Origin of the sequence: Cupriavidus sp. MP-37, assembly GCF_020618415.1 — a bacterium.
Taxonomy (GTDB): Bacteria; Pseudomonadota; Gammaproteobacteria; order Burkholderiales; family Burkholderiaceae; genus Cupriavidus.
The window spans coordinates 1,680,423-1,699,473 of the sequence record NZ_CP085344.1 but is presented as its reverse complement, the minus strand read 5'-3'; the positions used below and the strand labels follow the sequence as shown (position 1 = coordinate 1,699,473).

At 67.9% G+C, this 19,051-nt stretch carries 14 protein-coding genes; 3 read left to right on the top strand and 11 right to left on the bottom strand.

Annotation, left to right across the window (positions count from 1 at the left end):
• Positions 1-119: 119 nt before the first annotated feature.
• The gene (ugpB, locus tag LIN44_RS07975; protein WP_227314232.1) at positions 120-1,436 is read right to left on the bottom strand and encodes a sn-glycerol-3-phosphate ABC transporter substrate-binding protein UgpB; all 1,317 of its coding nucleotides are present in this window, start codon (positions 1,434-1,436) and stop codon (positions 120-122) included.
• 193 nt (positions 1,437-1,629) lie between these two features.
• On the opposite strand from ugpB, the gene LIN44_RS07970 reads away from it, so the two are divergent.
• On the top strand, positions 1,630-2,421 hold the full coding sequence (locus LIN44_RS07970; RefSeq protein ID WP_227314231.1) for an HAD-IIB family hydrolase: 792 nt from the start codon (positions 1,630-1,632) through the stop codon (positions 2,419-2,421).
• A gap of 194 nt (positions 2,422-2,615) precedes the next feature.
• On the opposite strand, the gene ntrC is transcribed toward LIN44_RS07970, so the two are convergent.
• From ntrC to LIN44_RS07950, 4 genes are all read right to left on the bottom strand, one after another.
• Positions 2,616-4,178, bottom strand: a complete 1,563-nt coding sequence (ntrC, locus tag LIN44_RS07965) for a nitrogen regulation protein NR(I) (protein ID WP_227314230.1) — start codon at positions 4,176-4,178, stop codon at positions 2,616-2,618.
• An 85-nt stretch (positions 4,179-4,263) separates the two neighbouring features.
• Positions 4,264-5,442: a nitrogen regulation protein NR(II) gene (glnL, locus tag LIN44_RS07960; RefSeq protein WP_227314229.1), complete on the bottom strand. Its 1,179-nt coding sequence runs from the start codon at positions 5,440-5,442 to the stop codon at positions 4,264-4,266.
• Positions 5,443-5,446: 4 nt separating this feature from the next.
• Positions 5,447-6,019: a DUF4124 domain-containing protein gene (locus tag LIN44_RS07955; protein ID WP_370641631.1), complete on the bottom strand. Its 573-nt coding sequence runs from the start codon at positions 6,017-6,019 to the stop codon at positions 5,447-5,449.
• Between the two features lie 150 nt (positions 6,020-6,169).
• Complete coding sequence (locus LIN44_RS07950) at positions 6,170-7,585, bottom strand: 3-hydroxylaminophenol mutase (RefSeq protein WP_227314227.1); 1,416 nt, start codon at positions 7,583-7,585, stop codon at positions 6,170-6,172.
• A gap of 484 nt (positions 7,586-8,069) precedes the next feature.
• Here LIN44_RS07950 and LIN44_RS07945 point away from each other — a divergent pair, with 484 nt between their 5' ends.
• A complete protein-coding gene (locus LIN44_RS07945; protein WP_092309185.1) occupies positions 8,070-8,534 on the top strand; it encodes a rhodanese-like domain-containing protein in 465 nt (154 codons plus the stop codon).
• 65 nt (positions 8,535-8,599) lie between these two features.
• Here LIN44_RS07945 and LIN44_RS07940 read toward each other — a convergent pair whose 3' ends face one another.
• From LIN44_RS07940 to hrpA, 6 genes are all read right to left on the bottom strand, one after another.
• A complete protein-coding gene (locus LIN44_RS07940) occupies positions 8,600-9,424 on the bottom strand; it encodes a molybdopterin-binding protein (protein ID WP_227314226.1) in 825 nt (274 codons plus the stop codon).
• Between the two features lie 12 nt (positions 9,425-9,436).
• On the bottom strand, positions 9,437-10,324 hold the full coding sequence (locus LIN44_RS07935) for an EI24 domain-containing protein (protein ID WP_227314225.1): 888 nt from the start codon (positions 10,322-10,324) through the stop codon (positions 9,437-9,439).
• Positions 10,325-10,485: 161 nt separating this feature from the next.
• Complete coding sequence (locus LIN44_RS07930; RefSeq protein WP_227314224.1) at positions 10,486-11,460, bottom strand: sterol desaturase family protein; 975 nt, start codon at positions 11,458-11,460, stop codon at positions 10,486-10,488.
• Positions 11,460-12,308: a polysaccharide deacetylase family protein gene (locus LIN44_RS07925; RefSeq protein WP_227314223.1), complete on the bottom strand. Its 849-nt coding sequence runs from the start codon at positions 12,306-12,308 to the stop codon at positions 11,460-11,462. Before LIN44_RS07925 ends, LIN44_RS07930 begins: the two co-directional genes overlap by 1 nt.
• A 24-nt stretch (positions 12,309-12,332) precedes the next feature.
• Positions 12,333-13,319 (bottom strand): beta-propeller fold lactonase family protein, encoded by a 987-nt coding sequence (locus LIN44_RS07920; protein ID WP_227314222.1) that lies wholly within the window; start codon positions 13,317-13,319, stop codon positions 12,333-12,335.
• 142 nt (positions 13,320-13,461) lie between these two features.
• Positions 13,462-17,508 (bottom strand): ATP-dependent RNA helicase HrpA, encoded by a 4,047-nt coding sequence (gene hrpA, locus LIN44_RS07915; protein ID WP_227314221.1) that lies wholly within the window; start codon positions 17,506-17,508, stop codon positions 13,462-13,464.
• Between the two features lie 23 nt (positions 17,509-17,531).
• On the opposite strand from hrpA, the gene argA reads away from it, so the two are divergent.
• The gene (argA, locus tag LIN44_RS07910; protein WP_227314220.1) at positions 17,532-19,004 is read left to right on the top strand and encodes an amino-acid N-acetyltransferase; all 1,473 of its coding nucleotides are present in this window, start codon (positions 17,532-17,534) and stop codon (positions 19,002-19,004) included.
• Positions 19,005-19,051 lie beyond the last annotated feature (47 nt).

The window sequence follows — 19,051 nt, the reverse complement described above, 5'->3', positions numbered from 1 at the left end:
AGGTACGGATCAGGTACGAAGCGGTGGCCGGCCCCGATCGGTGCCGGCCACAAAGCAAGCGGGCGGAGGTTTCGCCGCCGCCCGCTTGTCACGTCAGCCTGCTGGCAAGGTCCGGCGCCTTATTCGCGCGCGGTCTTCTGGAAGCGCTCCAGCAGTTCGTTGCCACGCGCCACGGCCGAGTCCAGCGCCGCCTTGGGCTCCTTCTTGCCGGCCCAGACGGCTTCCAGCTCTTCATCGACCACGGTGCGGATCTGCACCATATTGCCCAGGCGCACGCCGCGCGACTTGTCGGTGGTCTTGACCACCATCTGCTGCACCGACACGTCGGCGCCGGGGTTCTTGTCGTAGAAGCCCGACTTCCTGGTCATCTCGTAGGCGGCCATCGTCACCGGCAGGTAGCCGGTGGCCTGGTGCCAGTCAGACTGGATCTCCGGGCGCGACAGGAAACTGAAGAACCTGGCGACGCCCTTGTACTCTTCGGCCTTCTTGCCGCCCATCACCCACAGCGACGCGCCGCCGATGATGGTGTTCTGCGGGGCGCCCTGCACGTCCGGGTAGTACGGCAGCTGCGCCACCGCGAACGCGAACTTGGCGTTCTTGCGGACATTGGCCAGCGTCGCCGACGAGCCGGTGAACATGGCGCACTCGCCGTTATAGAACTTGGCCTGCGATTCGGCCTTGCGCCCGCCATAGCTGAAATAGCCCTTCTTCACCATGTCCTGCAGGTTGGCGATGTGCTTGACGTGCAGCGGGCTGTTGAAGACCAGGCGCGTGTCGGTGCCGCCGAAGCCGTTGTTCTTGGTCGCGTACAGCGTGTTGTGCCAGGCCGAGAAGCTCTCCAGGTGGACCCAGCCCTGCCAGTCGGTGGTATAGGCGCAGTTGGTGCCCGAGGCCTTGAGCTTGGCCGAGTACTGCATCACCTCGGGCCAGGTCTTGGGCGGCTTTTCCGGATCCAGGCCGGCCTTCTTGAAGGCGTCCTTGTTGTAGTAGAACACCGTGGTCGAGCTGTTGAACGGGAACGACAGCATCTCGCCCTTGGACGAGGTGTAGTAGCCCGCCACGGCCGGGATGTAGGCCTTCTGGTCGAACTTCTCGCCGGCGTCCTTCATCACCGTCGACACCGGCTTGATCGCGCCCTTGGCACTCATCATGGTGGCGGTGCCGACCTCGAACACCTGCAGGATCGCGGGGGCGCCGCCGGCGCGGAAGGCGGCGATGCCCGCCGCCAGGGTTTCGTCGTAGTTGCCCTTGTTGACGGGGACCACCTTGTATTCGGACTGGCTGGCGTTGAACTTGTTGGCGATCTCGTTCACCTTGTCGTTCAGCGCGCCCTGCATGGCGTGCCACCACTGGATTTCAACGGCGGCGTGCGCGCTGCCGGCCCCGGTCAGGGCTGCCAGCGCGGCGAGTTTGAGCACGGTACGGGATACGGACATCGGGCCTCTCCTTGGTCTGTCTATAGCAGTCAGACGAAAATCCGACAGCATGTGATTGTTTTATGACAGCGGCATGTTACGCCCGTCGCACCTGCGCAAGCAAATCAGCAGATTCACCAGTATGGACGGGCCGCGGCATTTTGCAGTGCAATAAACGAATTTGGCTGCAGATCCACGGTTACAATGGCCCGCCATGCAATCCCTGAACAAGCTCTCTGATACGGCGCTGCGCCAGGTGCGCGGCGTGCTGACCGACATCGACGGCACCCTGACCACCGACGGCCGGCTGCCCGCCTCGACCTACCTGGCGCTCGACGGCCTGCGCCGGGCCGGCCTGCATGTGATACCGGTGACCGGACGCTGCATCGCGTGGGCCGAGATCCTGACCCGGCTGTGGCCGGTCGATGCCATCATCGGCGAAAACGGCGCCTTCTACTCGTACCTGCGCAACGGCCGGCTGCAGACCCGTTTCCTTGACGATGCCGCCACGCGCGCGCGCAACCTGGAGCGCATCCACGCGCTGGGCCAGCACATCGTGCGCGAAGTGCCCGGCTGCGCGCTGGCCTCCGACCAGGCCTGGCATGCCGCCGACCTGGCCATCGACCACGCCGAAGACGTCGTGCCGCTGCCCGGCGAAGCGGTGGCGCGCATCGCGGAACTGATGCGCGAGGCCGGCATGACCGCCACCGTCAGCTCCATCCATGTCAACGGCTGGTTCGGCCAGCATGACAAGCTGTCGATGAGCAAGCTGTGCGTGGCCGAGCTGCTGGGCGAAGACCTGGACGCGCGGCGCGACCAGTGGCTGTTTATCGGGGATTCGGCCAACGATGCGTCGATGTTCGCGCATTTTCCGCTGTCGGTGGGCGTGGCCAATGTGCGCGATATCCTGCCGCAGTTGCCGGTGCCGCCCGCCTACATCACCTCGGCCGCGGGCGGCGAAGGCTTCGCGGAAATGGCACAACGGCTGGTCGAGGCGCGCGGCTAGGGCCGCGGCATTTGGGAGGTTGGCTCCCTCTCCCGCTTGCGGGAGAGGTTGGGGTGAGGGGCGGAGCGCCTACGCAGTCAGGCCAGAGGTATGCCACCGCCCTGCCCTCACCCCCGGCCCCTCTCCCGCATGCGGGAGAGGGGAGCAAACATTGGGCGTCGGCCAGGGCAGTCGTACACCGACTGTCCTGCGCCTCAGTCGAATCCCAATTCCTGCAGCTTGCGCGTGATGGTATTGCGCCCGATCCCGAGCCGGGTCGCGGCTTCGACGCGGCGGCCCCGCGTGACGCCCAGCGCGGCCTCCAGCACTGCCTTTTCGAACCGGCGCGTCAGCAGGTCCATCACTTCGGGCTGGCCCGCTTCGAGCATGGCGCGCGCCTCGCCGGCGAGCAGGCTTTCCCATCCGGCAGACACCGGGGCCCCGGCGTGCGCCACCGGCGCCACCGAGGGCGCCGGTGTGGCCCGCACCACCGTGGCCATGTCGGCCTCGGCCACCGGCACGGCAAACCCGCCATAGTCGGCCAGCTCCTGCGCGCCTTCATACTCGGCCATGCGCGGCTCGGGCGCGCGTTCCGGGCGCGGTGCATTGACCGGCTCGCTGGCGCCCGCTTCCAGCATCTCGCGCGGCAGGTCCTTGACCTCGATGGTCTGCGCCGGCGCCATCACGGTCAGCCAGTTGCACAGGTTCTCCAGCTGGCGCACGTTGCCCGGGAACGGCAGCGTGCTGACATAGGCCAGCGCCTCGTCCGACATGCGCTTGGGCTCGACCCCAAGCTCCTTGGCACTCTTCTGCAGGAAATGCCGCGCCAGCAGCGTGATGTCTTCCGGCCGCTCGCGCAGCGGCGGCAGCCGCAGCCGGATCACGTTCAGGCGGTGGAACAAGTCCTCGCGGAACAGCCCTTCCTTGACGCGCAGCTCCAGGTTCTGGTGCGTGGCGGCGATCACGCGCACGTTGGCGCGCAGCGGGTTGTGGCCGCCGACGCGATAGAAGTTGCCGTCGGACAGCACGCGCAGCAGCCGGGTCTGCAGGTCGAACGGCATGTCGCCGATTTCGTCGAGAAACAGCGTGCCGCCCTCGGCCTGCTCGAAGCGCCCGCGCCGCATGGTCTGGGCACCGGTAAAGGCGCCGCGCTCGTGGCCGAACAGTTCGGATTCCAGCAGGTCCTTCGGGATCGCCGCGGTATTGAGGGCGATAAACGGGCCATTGGCGCGCGGGCTGTGCTTGTGCAGCGCGCGCGCGACCAGTTCCTTGCCGGTGCCGGACTCGCCGGTGATCATCACCGTGACGTTGGATTGCGACAACCGGCCGATGGCGCGGAACACGTCCTGCATCGCCGGCGCCTGGCCGAGGATCTCGGGCGCGTCGACCAGCCGGTCGTCCATTTCTTCCTCGCGCAGGCTTTCTTCCAGCGCGCGGCGGATTAGCTCGACCGCCTTGTCGACATCGAATGGCTTGGCCAGGTATTCGAAGGCGCCGCCCTGGAACGCCGCCACCGCGCTGTCGAGGTCGGAGTAGGCGGTCATCACGATGACCGGCAGGCCCGGGTGCCGCGCCTTGATCGCCTGCAGCAGGTCGAGGCCCGAACCGCCGGGCATGCGGATATCCGAGATCAGCACCTGCGGCTGATCTTCCTCGAGCGCGGCCAGCGCGTCCCGCACATTGGTGAAGCTGCGCGACAGCAGGCTTTCACGGGCCAGGGCCTTTTCCAGGACCCAGCGGATTGATTGATCGTCGTCGACTATCCAGATCGGCTTCATGTGCGTCGCTTGTCTGCTCGGTGTCAGTTGGTCTTCCGCATGCCCTGGCCACGTCGGTGCACGCGCTTGCGGACGCCGGCAAAGGCTAGTGCAGCGGCAGCAGGATACGGAAGTCGGTACAGCCCGGCCTGCTCTCGCATTCGATCAAGCCCTCATGCTGCTGCACGAAGGTCTGCGCGAGTGTGAGACCCAGTCCGCTGCCGCCATCCCTGCCCGATACCAGCGGATAGAAGATGCGTTCGCGGATGTCTTCGGGGATTCCCGGGCCGTTGTCGATCACATGCAAGTCCAATGCCAGCTTGAACAGGCGCTTGGCGATGGTGACCTGGCGCGCGATGCGCGTGCGCAGCACGATCTGCGCGTCGCCGCGCGCGATGCGTTCGGCCAGCGCCTGCGCGGCGTTGTGGACGATGTTGAGCACGGCCTGGATCAGCTGCTCCATGTCGCCCTGCAGTTCAGGCAGGCTGGCGTCGTAGTCGCGCACGATCTCCAGCCCGTTGGGGAACTCGGCCAGCACCACCGAGCGCACGCGCTCGAGCACCTCGTGGATATTCAGGCTCGAGACGATATGCGGATGCCGGTGCGGCTCGAGCAGCCGGTCCACCAGCGTCTGCAGCCGGTCCGACTCCTTGATGATGACCTGCGTGTATTCGCGCAGCGAGCGCTCGGGCAGCTCGAACTCCAGCAGCTGCGCCGCGCCGCGGATGCCGCCCAGCGGGTTCTTGATCTCGTGGGCCAGGTTGCGGATCAGCTCCTTGTTGGCCGAGGTCAGGTCCAGGATGCGTTCTTCGCGGTCGCTGCGCACCTTCTGCTCGTTGGGCAGGATCTCGACCACCACGGTGTCACTGACCGCCTCGAGCGCGGCGATCACCACGTGCACATGGATGGGATCCTGCAGCGGCGGATGCAGGATCAGGTCCTGCCGGCGCACATCGAACTGCCGCGTCACCACCGTGTCGAGCATGTTGTGCAGCTCATCGGATTTGCCGAATAAATCCGGCAGCGTCAGCTCGACCATGCCCTTGCGCGACACGCCGAAGGTGGCCTCGGCGGCCGGATTCGCGTAGACCACGCGCAGCCCCGGCTGGCGCACCAGCAGCACCGGGTTGGCGACCACGTCCAGGCCGGCATGGAACGCCGCCGCACCGAGGCTCAGCACGCGCGCGCCGGGTTCCGGCGGTGCCGCGTCCGCCGCGGGCGGCTCGGCCCGCGCGCCCTCGGCGCTGCCGGCCTTGCGTGACACTCCGCGAATCAGGCGACGCATAAGACTAGTCCTTCAGGTTGCCGAGCTCGCGCCGCAGCGATGCCGCGTTGGCTTCGCTGCGGGCGATGTCGTCGCGCAGCGCCGCGGTGCGGTCGAGGTACTTCTGGTAGTTGCGCTCGTTGCCCTGGCGCTCCGGCTGGCCGTTGTTGTATTCGGCGCGCAGCCCCTGCAGCTTGGCCTCCTCGGCCTGCAGTTCCTGCGTCAGCACGGTGCGGCGCTCGCTGTCGCGGCTGCGCTGGGTGGCGCTGTCCACGCGCGGGAAACCGGTGCTGCCGGTGCTGGCGGTACTGCTGCCGGCGCTCTTGGCGGGTGCCGCAATGCGCCCGCCCGGCACGGTCACGACCTCGGGCAGGTTCAGCTTCTTGCAGCCCTTGCCGGCATTGCCGTTGCGGTATTCCGGCACGCCATTGGGCCCGGTGCAGACATAGACATCCGATGACTGCGCCAGCGACGGTGTGGCCCACGCGCCCAGCGCCAGCGCCGCGGCGCTCACCAGAACGGGGAATCGGCGTCGGCTTTGGTGCACGGAACGGGGCATGGCGTGAGTCCGGCGGGCCGTGCGGGAAAAGGCATCCATGGCGTGACGTCAGGTTAGAACGGGGGTGGATCGGCACAGAATTCGATGCCCCATTCTAGCGAGCAAAGCAAAAAGGGACAGCCGAAGCCGCCCCCTTGTGGTGCAACTGTTGCCCGGTCACAACCTGGGTCATGACCGGGCGCGGGCTGCTTACAGCGAGTAGTACATCTCGAATTCGACCGGGTGCGTGGTCATGCGGAAACGCGTGACTTCTTCCATCTTCAGTTCGATGTAGGCATCGATCATCGAGTTCGAGAACACGCCGCCACGGGTCAGGAACTCGCGGTCGTTATCCAGGTACTCGAGCGCCTGGTCCAGGCTCGAGCACACGGTCGGGATCTTGGCGTCCTCTTCCGGCGGCAGGTCGTACAGGTTCTTGTCGGCGGCTTCGCCCGGGTGGATCTTGTTCATCACGCCGTCCAGGCCGGCCATCAGCAGCGCCGAGAAGCCCAGGTACGGGTTCATCAGCGGATCCGGGAAGCGGGTCTCGATGCGGCGGCCCTTCGGGTTGGCCACATACGGGATACGGATCGAAGCCGAACGGTTGCGGGCCGAGTAGGCCAGCTTGACCGGAGCCTCGAAGCCCGGCACCAGGCGCTTGTACGAGTTCGTGCCCGGGTTGGTGATGGCGTTCAGCGCACGGGCGTGCTTGATGATGCCACCGATGTAGTACAGCGCGAATTCCGACAGGCCGGCGTAGCCGTTGCCCGCGAACAGGTTCTGGCCGTCCTTCCACACCGACTGGTGCACGTGCATGCCCGAGCCGTTGTCGCCGACGATGGGCTTCGGCATGAAGGTCGCGGTCTTGCCGTAGGTGTGGGCGACGTTCTGGATCACGTACTTCTGCAGCTGGGTCCAGTCGGCGCGCTGCACCAGCGTGCTGAACTTGGTGCCGATTTCGTTCTGGCCCTGGCCCGCCACTTCGTGGTGGTGGACTTCAACCGGAATGCCGAGCGATTCCAGGATCAGGCACATTTCCGAACGCATGTCCTGGAAGGTGTCGATCGGGGCGACCGGGAAGTAGCCGCCCTTCTTGCCCGGACGGTGGCCGCTGTTGCCGTGCTCGAATTCCTTGGCCGACGACCACGGCGCTTCTTCGGAATGAACCTTGACGAAGCAGCCTTGCATGTCGACGTTCCAGGTCACGCCGTCGAAGATGAAGAACTCGGGCTCCGGGCCGAAGAAGGCGGTGTCGCCCAGGCCGGTGCTCTTCAGGTAGGCTTCGGCGCGCTTGGCGATGGAACGCGGATCGCGGTCATAGCCCTTGCCGTCCGACGGCTCGATCACGTCGCACGACAGCACCAGCGTCGGCTCTTCGTAGAACGGGTCGATGTGGGCCGTGTTCGAATCCGGCATCAGCAGCATGTCCGAAGCTTCGATACCCTTCCAGCCGGCGATCGACGAGCCGTCGAAAGCGTGGCCGCTTTCGAACTTGTCTTCATCGAAGTGCGACACGGGCACGGACACGTGTTGCTCCTTGCCTTTGGTATCGGTGAAGCGGAAATCGACGAACTTGACGTCGTTTTCCTTCACCAGCTTCATCACGTCTGCAACGCTGTGGGCCATGCCAATCTCCTGGGTATTCGGCAAATGTCTGTGAAAGCCAATTCTTGGGACTGTCGCCAGCGGCGCCGCTGCATGTTGCCGCGCCTGACTGGCCTCGCCGCGAAAGGACGTCGGATGTTAGCAGAAAGCGTGCCAACCGAACGCCCCACCACGAGTGCGGGCCCGAAAATTGTGCAACTTCGGCGAATCACGCACCGTGCTGGTCGGCAACAAAAACGCCTGCGTGGATGCTGGCCCACCATGTGGCGCTTCAGCGACACATCCACCCCCGGCCGCCTGCCTCATGGAACACCATCGTGGTGCAAACATCAAGGCAATGCACCTCTGCAGTGCATTCGCACCAAAACCGGTCGCTATCCGCCCCGCGGCGGCGCGTTCGGGGCATTCCCATCCTGCGCAGCCACCGCCCCGCCACCGCGGCGCTATAGAATAACGGGTTGCGGCCCCCGCGCCACGAATTCCACCCATTCTATTTGTCACGCCGATGACCACCCGAGACGATCTCCTCCAGGCCGCCCGCCAGCGCCAGGAACAAAACCAGTTGCCGTACTTCGGCGCGCTGTCGCCGCAGGAAGCCTATGCCCTGCTGCAGAACGACCCTTCCGCCGTGCTGGTGGACGTGCGCACGCAGGCCGAACTGGACTGGGTTGGCGGCGTCGACGTGCCCGACGCGCAGTTCGCCCATGTCGAATGGATGTCCTACCCGGGCGGCGCGCAGAACGCGCGCTTTATCGAAGAGCTGCGCGCGCGCGTGCCGTCCGACGTGCCGGTGCTGTTCCTGTGCCGCAGCGCGGCGCGCTCCAAGCACGCGGCGCGGGTGGCCACCGAAGCCGGCTACCACTTCGCCATGGACGTGCTCGAAGGCTTTGAAGGCAACCGCGACGACCACCACCACCGCAAGACCGTCGAAGGCTGGTGCGTGCGCGGCCTGCCCTGGCATGGCGCCTGATCGCGCCGGGCCTGAATGCAAAGGGGCAGCCAAGGCTGCCCCTTTTCTTTTGGCCCGCGGAACGCCTAGGCCTGTGCCGCCTGGCGCGGCGGCTGCTCCACGGTCTCGAATCCCATCGCCTGCACGCCGTCGAGCAGCATCGCATAGGCCGGCGCCACCAGCTCGGCCGGGCCCTTGACGCCCAGGTCGATATGGCGGCGCGCGAAGCGGTCGCCGCGCTGCACGTCGCCGACCGACGGCAGGCTGAACACGCGGATGCCCGGATGCGCCGCCTCGACCGTCTCCATCAGCGGGGTCAGCGTCGACTCCGGCGCCTCGAACACGTAGAAGGCCCGCTCCTGCTGCGACGCCTGGTGGAACAGGTGCGCATATTCGTGGTCCAGCACCCACTCCATCATCGGCCACGCCATCACCGGGAAGCCCGGCATGAAGTGATGGTGGCCGACCGAGAAGCCGGGGATGCGGTTGTAGCTGTTGGGGATGATGCGCGCGCCCTCGGGGAACTCGCCCATCTTGAAGCGGTGCTGGTTCTCCGGCAGGGTCAGGTCGCCCTTGACCGGGTCGCCGCCGGCGGTCTCGGCGATGCGCAGCGCGATCAGTTCGCGCGCTTCGGGATGCAGCACCAGCGGCACGCCCAGCGCCGCCGCCACGCACTGGCGCGTGTGGTCGTCCGGCGTGGCGCCGATGCCGCCGGTGCAGAACACCACGTCGGGTCCGGCCAGCGTGCGGCGCAGCGTGGCGGTGATGCGGGCGCGGTCGTCGCCGACGTACTCGGCCCAGTCCAGCGCCAGGCCGCGTGCGCCCAGCAGTTCGATGGTGCGGCGCAGGTGCTTGTCCTCGCGCCGCCCGGACAGAATCTCGTCGCCAATGACGATCAGGCCGAAACCCATATTGCCCTCGCTTCAGGAATTTTCGATGCGGCGCACGTCGTGCGGCGCCAGGTCGATGACGTCGCCGCCCGACGACGGCGCGGCAGGCGGCTGGGCCGGCACCGCGGCCCGTTCGGCGCGCAGCTGCGCCAGCGCGCGCAGGCAGAAATGGCCGAACCACAGTGCCGAGAAAATAAAGATCAGCACATAGAGCCACAGCGTGCCGGCCAGCACGAACGGGAACAGGAAGATCACCGCGGCCGACGACACCCACAATATCGTCGGCGCCGAGCCCAGCAGCCCCACCGCCACGCCGATTACCAGCAGCGGCGTGCGGTGGCGTCGCACCAGGGTTTTGCGCTCCTCGGCGCTGGCGTGGTCGGCAAGCGCGTCATACGTCATCACGCGGTAGGTCAGCCAGCCCCACAGCACCGGCGGAATCAGCGCAAAGAACGGCGGGATCAGCCACAGCGGCAGCGTTACCAGCACCAGCGACAGGAACACCACGGTGCTGCCGAGCGAATGGAACACGCTGCCCAGCACGCTGCCGCCATGGGACTTGGCCAGGTCCGGGTAGCTGCGCTCAAGGTGGCGCACCACCGCCGGCACCGAGAACACGCCGATAAACATCAGCATTGACGCGATCACCAGCGGGATCGCCAGCGCCGCCACGAACAGCGGCGCCACCACGGAGCGCAACGACTGCAGCCCGAACCAGTCGAGCGCGCTGTAGATCCAGCTGGTCAGCACCGAGGTTTCCAGGAAGCTGCGCGTGGCGCCCATGATGGGGTCCCAGCCCCACCAGAGCAGCCCGCCCCACAGCAGCGTGGCCAGGACGAAAGGCAGCACGGTCAGCATCAGCATGCGGGGATGCAGCTGGCTGACCAGCGCGCGGCCAAACGAGCGGAAGATATCGTTCATGCAGTCGAAGGCAAAACAGGAAAGTCGCGGGGAACCGGCCACGTCAGCAAAGTGACGCGCCGGCGGCAACCCGGAACACTAGCATACGCCGCTTGCCGCCATGGCGCGGCGGCGTCCGCCGCGGCTGGAGCATGGCTCCGAATGCGCCGTCAGCGCTGCCGTCAGCGCAAGCGCAGCAGCCGCTTGATGCCGTACCACTGGTGGGCCAGGAAGCCCGTGCCGTAGTCGTGGCCCTTGCCCACCGGCGGCGGCAGCTGGTCGCGGATGCCGGTGGGGTGGTAGGTCTCGGTGAAGACCGCGGTGCCGAACAGCATGTCCCACCAGGGAAAGATCACGCCGTAGTTGCAGCCGCCCAGCTTTGCCGGCGCACCGTCGGCCTCGTGGCCGATGCCGACCGCGTGGTGGGTGCGGTGGAAGCGCGGCGAGATCAGCAGCCGCTCGCCCACCGTGCCGAAATGCAGCCGCAGGTTGGCGTGCTGCAGGCTCTGCAGCAGCTGCGACAGCGCCACCAGCAGCACATACTGCGATGGCTCCACGCCGACGCCCAGCGCCACCAGCGCAAACACCAGGTCGCGCAGGATGTCGTCGAGCAGGTGGTTGCGGTTGTCGCTCCACAGCGTCATCTGGCGCTGGCTGTGGTGCACCGCATGCAGGTGCCACCACCAGCGGAACGAATGCGACAGCCGGTGGTACCAGTAATCGAGCAGGTCGAACAGCAGCAGATAGACAAAGAAGCTGACCAGCGGCACCGAGGTCACGCCCGGCCACCAGTCTTCCACATTGATGCGGTGCCAGCCCATCAGCCGCAGGTGCCCCTCCAGCGCATCGGTCAGCGGCGCCAGCAGGAAGAACATCGCCAGCCGGAACAGGCCGAGGCGGTGGATCACGGTATAGAGGATGTCGGTACGGATCGCGGCGCGGTCGGCCACGGCTTCGACCGGGCGCCATTTCTCCAGCGGCCCGAGGATCAGCGCCATCACCGCGATCTGCACCAGCCCCACCAGCAGCCATTCGGTGCCGGTGAAGGCTTCCTCGGCATAGCGGCCGAAGCCCAGGTCATAGACCACGGGCAGCACCACGTCCTGGAACAGCGTGCCTTCGATCTGGCCGATCCAGCCGTTCAGCGTCTCCCACATCAGCGTGCGCCCTCCTGTTGTCCGACGGGCCGCGCGATCCAGTCGCGATAGGCCGGGTGTTCGCGCAGCGTCGCAAAGCAGAAGCCCTTGCGTTCCAGGCCGGTGAGCAGCGGTTCGAGCACCGCCGGCGCCCACGGATCCTGGCGCGACCAGATCCCCAGGTGCGCCATGGCGATGTCGCCGTCGCGCAGGCTGGCCAGCGCGCGCTGCAGCAGCACGGCGTTGGGGTAACGCGCCGACGACAGCTCATCGCCGAGGAAGCCTGCCGGCGCCCAGCCCACATGCCGGAAGCCGCATTGCTCGGCCCACTGCAGCGTCTGCGGCGCGGTGCGCCCGCCCGGGGCGCGCCACAGCGGCGTCATCTCGGCACCGGTCATGGCGCGCAGGGCCTCGGCGCTGCGCCGCAATTCCTTGCAGAAGCCGGCCTGGTCCATGGCCACGTCCTGGCCGGCCCGCGCGCCGAACTGCGGCCGCATGGTCACCTGGCCGGCGCGCACGCTGCGCAGGTAGACATGATCGAAGGTATGCGTGCCGAAGGCGTGGCCGTCGGCCACCAGCGACTTCCAGTAAGGGGCCCACGACGGGTCGAGCGAACTGTCGTTGCGCACCGTCGGCTCATTGGCCAGGAAGAAGGTGGCGCGGACATGGTGGCGCCGCAGCGTGTCGGCGATCAGCTGCGCCTGGCTCATGCTGCCGGTGTCGAAGGTCAGGTAGAGCGTACCGGCCGGGCAAGCCCTGGCGGCCGGCGCGGCGGCCGCCTGCTGCGCCAGCGGCATGCCGCTGGCCAGCGCCAGCGCAGCCAGCCACCGCCTCATCGTCGCGCGGCGCAATGCCCTGATCCGTGCCATGGTCCCTGCCCTGCCCGGTTTGCGTCAGTACAGCGGCGCGCGCGTGCGGAAATAGATGCCGTGCGGCGAGCGCCCGACCCGCACGGTCTTGACCAGCCTGCGGCTGGCCACGTCGACCAGCCCGACCGAGCGCGCCCAGCGGAAGGTCACCCACAGGGTCTTGCCGTCGGCCGTCAGCTCCATGTCGTCCGGGCCCGGCGGCAGGCCGGTGATGTCGCCGACCTTGCTCAGCGTCTGCTGGTCGATGATGCTGATGCTGCCGGTGACGCGGTTGCTGAGGAACAGGTGGCGCCGGTCGCCCACGGCGCGGAAGTTGTGCGCGCCCTTGCCGGTCTGGATCTGCTTGACCACGGTGCGGGTGCGCCAGTCGATCACGGCCACGTAGTCGGCCCCGGTCATGCCGACCAGCAGGTATTTCTGGTCCGGCGTGACCCAGATCCCCGCCGGCGCCGAACCGGTTTCCATGCGCCACATCACGTTCTGCGTGACCAGGTCGATGGCCGCCACTTCGTTGGAATCCTGCAGCGTGATGAAGGCGATGCGGCTGTCGGCGGTGAACGCGATGTGGCTGGGGGTCTTGGCCAGCGGATATTGCTTGGCCAGCTTCAGCGCCTTGCCGTCCCAGCGGTACACGTCGACGCGGTCGAGCCGGTTGCCGGTCGCGACAAACCACTTCTGGTCGGGCGAGAAGCCGATCTGGTACGGGTCGTCGATATTGGGCACGCGCTGCTGGACCTTGCCCGTGACCGGGTCGAGGAAGACCAGGTCGTTGCCGACCGCATTGGCGACGATCAGCGATTTGTCGTCGGGCGTGGCGATCAGGTGGTGGGGCTCCTTGCCGATCGGGAAGGTCTCGAGCACCTTCTGCGTGTCCTTGTCGATCAGCGTGACGGTGGCATCACCCGAATTGAGGATCACCACCACCTCCGCCCAGGCCGGGACCGCCATCAGGCCCAGCGCCAACGCGCCCACCGTGATCCCACCAGCCACCCACCGCCGCAATGCGAACATAAGACCCGCTACCAGAAGAACTGAATCGGCGATTCTAACGTTTGGCCGGCTAATTCCGCTGACGTGGCGGCTGCGGGCGGGCAAGAAATTGGCAGATCGTTGCGCCGGCACGACCATTTACCGCCGTACCGGCGCGCGGCCCTCAGCGCTGCATCGATTCCCACACCTTTTGCAGCCGCTTGACCGACATCGGCACCGGCGTGCGCAGCTCCTGGGCGAACAGCGCAATGCGCAGTTCTTCCAGCATCCAGCGGAATTCCTCCAGCCGCGCGTCCTCGCCGCCGCGGCCCTGGGTGCGCAGCTGCTTCTCGGCGCGCTGCCACTGCTGCACCAGCGGCGCCATCTCCTGCATGCGCTGGCTGTCGCGAGCCGGATCGCCCTTGAGCTTGTCCACGCGCATGGCGATGCCCTTCAGATAGCGCGGGAAATGGACCAGCTGCGTGTACGGGGTGTCGTCGATAAAGCGCTTGCCCATCAGCCGGCCGAGCTGGGCCTCCATGTCGGCGTAGGCCGCCGGGAACGGCTTGGCCTGCAGCAGCTTGCGCGGCAGCCCGGCGTATTCGGCAAGGATGGCACCCGTGAGCCGCGCAATTTCCTGAGCCAGCAGCGACAGCCGGGTACGGCCTTCGTCCTTGCGGGCATTGAACTCGGCGTCGTTGCGCGGCAGCGGCGCCTGCATGCAGGCCCGCTCCAGCGCCAGCATCACGATCTGCTCGCGCAGCATCTCCTGCGTGCCCAGGGCCATGTACTGCATCGCCATCTGCTGCAGGCCCGGGATGTTCTTCTCGATGAACTTGACCTGCTCGCGCAGCTGCAGCGCGAACAGCCGGCGCAGCCCCAGGTGGTGGATGCGCGCCGCTTCCTGCGGGTCGTCGAAGACTTCGACGTCGCAATGCGTGCCGCGGTCGACCAGCGCCGGATAGCCGAACAGGGTCTGGCTGCCCTTGCGGATCTCGAGCAGCTCCGGCAGCTCGCCGAAGCTCCAGCCGGTCAGGCCCTCGTACTTGCCGGGCTCTGCTGCGGCCAGCGCCGGCGCCTGTTCGGGGGCCTGGTTGGCGGCCTGGGTGGCGGTCTGAATGGCGGCCTGAGCGGCAGCTTGCGCGGCCACGCGCTGGAACGACTGCTGCGCCTGCCCGCCCAGCTCCGCCCGCAACTGGGCCAGGTTGCGCCCCATGTCGAGCTGGCGCCCGTGCTCGTCGATCACCTTGAAGTTCATCGCGTGGTGCGCGGGCAGCGTTTCCAGCTTGAAGTCGGCGCGCCGGACCATGGTGCCGGTCTGCTCGCGGATATCGGCGATCAGCACGTCCAGCAGCTCGCCTTCGCCAAACGGCTGGCGCGCGACAAAGCCCGCGGCATAGTCGGGCAGCGGCACGCAGTGGCGGCGCAGCTTCTGCGGCAGCGACTTGAGCAGCAGGTGCACCTTTTCCTTGATCATGCCCGGCACCAGCCAGTCGGCGCGCTCCTGCCGCACCTGGTTGAGCGCGTACAGCGGCACGGCCAGGGTCACGCCGTCGCGGTGGCTGCCCGGCTCGAAATGGTAGGTCAGGCCCATGTCCACGCCGGCCACCGTCATGGTCTTGGGGAACAGGTCGGTGGTGATGCCGGCCGCTTCGTGCCGCATCAGTTCGTCGCGGTTCAGGTACAGCAGCTTGCGGTCGTTCGCGCTTTCGGCCTGGTACCACTGCTCGAACGCGGCCTGCTGGCAGATGTCGGCCGGGATCGCGCGGTCGTAAAAGGCGTAGATCAGCTCGTCGTCGACCAGCACGTCCTGGCGCCGCGACTTGTGCTCCAGGTTCTCGATCTCGCGCACCAGGCGCTGGTTGTGCGAGTAGAACGGCAGGCGCGTGTCGAACTCGCCCTCGACCAGCGCGCGGCGGATAAACAGCTCGCGCGCCTCGCGCGGGTTCATCGGGCCGTAATGCACGCGGCGGTGCTGGTAGACCACCAGCCCGTACAGCGTGGCGCGCTCCAGCGCCAGCACCTGCCCGGCCTTCTTTTCCCAGTGCGGATCGCTCCAGCTCACCTTGAGCAGGTGGCGGCCGACCTGTTCCAGCCATTCGGGCTCGATGCGCGCCAGCGTGCGCGCGAACAGCCGGCTGGTCTCGACCAGCTCGGCCGCGACGATCCAGCGCCCGACCTTGCGCGCGATCAGCGAGCCCGGCCACAGGTGGAACTTGATGCCGCGCGCGCCGAGGTATTCGCGGCCCTTGCCGTCGCCGTCCTCGATGCGGCAGCCGACGTTGCCGAGCAGGCCGGTCAGCAGCGCCTTGTGCACCTGCTCGTAGGTCGGCTCGCTGTCGTTCAGGCGCCAGCCCTGCTCGGTCACCGTGGTCAGCAGCTGGGAATGCACGTCGCGCCATTCGCGCAACCGCAGGTGCGACAGGAAGTGCGCGCGGCACTGGTCCTGCAGCTGGCGGTTGGACTTCTTGTGCGCGACCGCGTCCTCGAACCACTTCCACAGCCGCACCCAGCCCAGGAACTCGGACTTCTCGTCCATGAACTTGCGATGGGCCTGGTCGGCGGCTTCCTGCGCTTCCTGGGGACGGTCGCGCGGGTCCTGCACCGACAGCGCGCTGGCGATGATCAGCACCTCGCGCAGGCACTGGTGCTCGCGCGCGGCCAGGATCATGCGCGCCACGCGCGGGTCGAGCGGCAGCTTGGCGAGCTGGCGGCCGATGCCGGTCAGCTGGTTGGCGTCGTCGACCGCGCCCAGCTCCTGCAGCAGCTGGTAGCCATCGGCGACCGCGCGGCCCAGCGGCGGCTCGATGAACGGGAACGACTCGATATCGGTCAGCCGCAGCGCCTTCATGCGCAGGATCACCGCGGCCAGCGACGAGCGCAGGATTTCCGGGTCGGTAAAGCGCGGCCGGCCAGTGAAATCCGCTTCCTCGTACAGCCGGATGCAAACCCCGTTGGCGACCCGGCCGCAGCGGCCGGCGCGCTGGTTGGCGGCGGCCTGCGAGATCGCCTCGACCTGCAGCTGCTCGACCTTGTTGCGGTACGAATAGCGCTTGACGCGCGCCAGCCCGGTATCGACCACGTAGCGGATGCCCGGCACTGTCAGCGAGGTCTCGGCGACGTTGGTCGCCAGCACGATGCGGCGCGCGTTCGACGGCTTGAACACCCGCTCCTGCTCCTGCACCGACAGCCGCGCGAACAGCGGCAGGATCTCGGTATGCGGCGGGTGGTGCTTGCGCAGCGCCTCGGCGGCCTCGCGGATCTCGCGCTCGCCGGGCAGGAACACCAGCACGTCGCCGGGGCCGGCGCGGCACAGCTCGTCGACGGCATCGACGATGCCGTCGTACAGGTCGCGCTCGCGCGCCTGCGGGCTGCGCGGCGCGCCGGCGGCGGGCGCGTCGTCGGCGATCGGACGGTAGCGCACCTCGACCGGATACAGCCGGCCGCTGACCTCGATTACCGGCGCCGGCTTGTCGCCCGTGGCGAAATGCTGGGCAAAGCGCTGCGCGTCGATGGTGGCCGAGGTGATGATCACCTTCAGGTCCGGCCGCCTGGGCAGGATCTGGCGCAGGTAGCCGATCAGGAAATCGATGTTGAGGCTGCGCTCGTGCGCCTCGTCGATGATCAGCGTGTCGTAGGCGCGCAGCAGCGGGTCGTTCTGGGTTTCGGCCAGCAGGATGCCGTCGGTCATCAGCTTGACCGACGCGCCCGGCGACATGGTGTCGTTGAAGCGCACCTGGTAGCCCACGTGCTCGCCCAGCGGCGTGCCGAGTTCCTGGGCGATGCGCTTGGCGGTAGAGGTGGCGGCGATGCGGCGCGGCTGGGTGTGGCCGATCAGCCCCCCACTCATTGGCCCCGGACCGCGGCCGGGGCCGCGCCCGATCGACAGGCAGATCTTGGGCAGCTGCGTGGTCTTGCCGGAGCCGGTCTCGCCGGAAACGATCACCACCTGGTTGGCCAGCAGCGCCGCGGCGATCTCGTCGCGGCGGGCCGATACCGGCAGCGCCTCGGGGAAGGTGATCGGCGGCAGCGGGTTGACCGGGCGCGGGGGCCGCGGCGGGCGTGCGCCGCGAGGCTGGCGCTGGCCGCCCTCGGCGGCGGGCCGCGCCCCGGCCGGCCTGGCCGGGCCGGGCGCCGGACGGGACTGGGTGGAGGAAGCAGGCTGGCCGGCACCGGCGCGCTGGCGCGGCGCCGCCGGTGGTTTGGGCTTGACGGGGCGTTGTTCTGACATTGGCCGGGATTATAATCCGCGGCATGAACGCCAGAACCGACGCGCCGCAGACGGCGCCCGCCGCCGCTTCCGCTGCTCCCAACGCCCCAGCCGCGCCGGCGCAGGCGGAGCCGCCCGCCGCGGCCGAACTCCCCGCCCCCGCCCCGACCTCCCCCGTGCCGGTCACGGCCGACCCCGATCGCAGCGGCCCCGACCACCAGCAGTTCGTCGACTGGCTGCGCATGGTGGCGCCGTATATCCATGCCTTCCGCGGCAAGACCTTCGTGATCGCCTTCGCCGGCGAACTGGTCAAGTCGGGCGTGCTGAATGCGCTGGTCAACGACGTCGCGCTGCTGCACGCGATGGGCATGCAGATCGTGCTGGTGCACGGCTCGCGCCCGCAGGTGGAAGAACAGCTGGCGCTGCGCCATGTCGAGTCCCAGTTCGTCGACGGCGTGCGCGTCACCGACAACGCCGCGCTCGAATGCGCCAAGGAAGCCGCCGGCGAACTGCGCCTGGACATCGAGGCCGCGTTCAGCCAGGGCCTGCCCAACACGCCGATGGCCGGCGCCCAGCTGTCGGTGATCTCGGGCAACTTCGTCACCGCGCGCCCGGTCGGCATCGTCAACGGCACCGACTACCAGCACACCGGGCTGGTGCGCAAGATCGACGCCGAATCGGTGCGCATGTCGCTGTCGCACGGCAAGGTGGTGCTGCTGTCGCCGCTGGGCTTCTCGCCCACCGGCCAGGCCTTCAACCTGTCGATGGAAGACGTGGCCAGCGCCACCGCCACCGCGCTCAAGGCCGACAAGCTGATCTTCATCACCGAGGTGCCCGGCGTGCCCGACCCGGTCGGCAAGATGATGCAGGAAATGTCGCTGCGCACCGCGGTAGAGCGGCTGCAGAACAACCACCTGCCGCCCGACGTGGCCAACTACCTGCAGCACCTGGTCAAGGCGCTCAAGGGCGGCGTGCCGCGCGCGCACCTGATCCCCTACTCGCTCGATGGTGCGGTGCTGCTGGAACTGTTCCTGCACGACGGCGTCGGCACCATGCTGTCCGACACCGACCTGGAAAGCCTGCGCGAGGCCACGCTCGACGACGTCGGCGGCATCGTGCAACTGATCGCGCCGCTGGAGCAGGACGGCACGCTGGTGCCGCGCGGGCGCCACCTGATCGAGCGCGATATCGCCAACTTCTCGGTGATCGAGCATGACGGCGTGCTGTTCGGCTGTGCCGCGCTGTACGACTATCCGCGCGAGAACATGGGCGAGATGGCGTGCCTGACGGTGTCGCCCGAGGCCCAAGGCACCGGCGACGGCGAGCGCCTGCTCAAGCGCATCGAGCGCCGCGCCCGCGCGCTCGGGCTGGAGCGGCTGTTCGTGCTCACCACCCGCACTGAGCACTGGTTCCTCAAGCGCGGTTTCGTCCACGCCACGGTCGACGACCTGCCCGAGGACAAGCGCAAGCTCTACAACTGGCAGCGCAAGTCGATGGTGCTGATGAAAAAGCTGTGACGGCGTAGGGACAATCGCCGCCGCGCCGCGGCCGGCCGCCCCGCTTG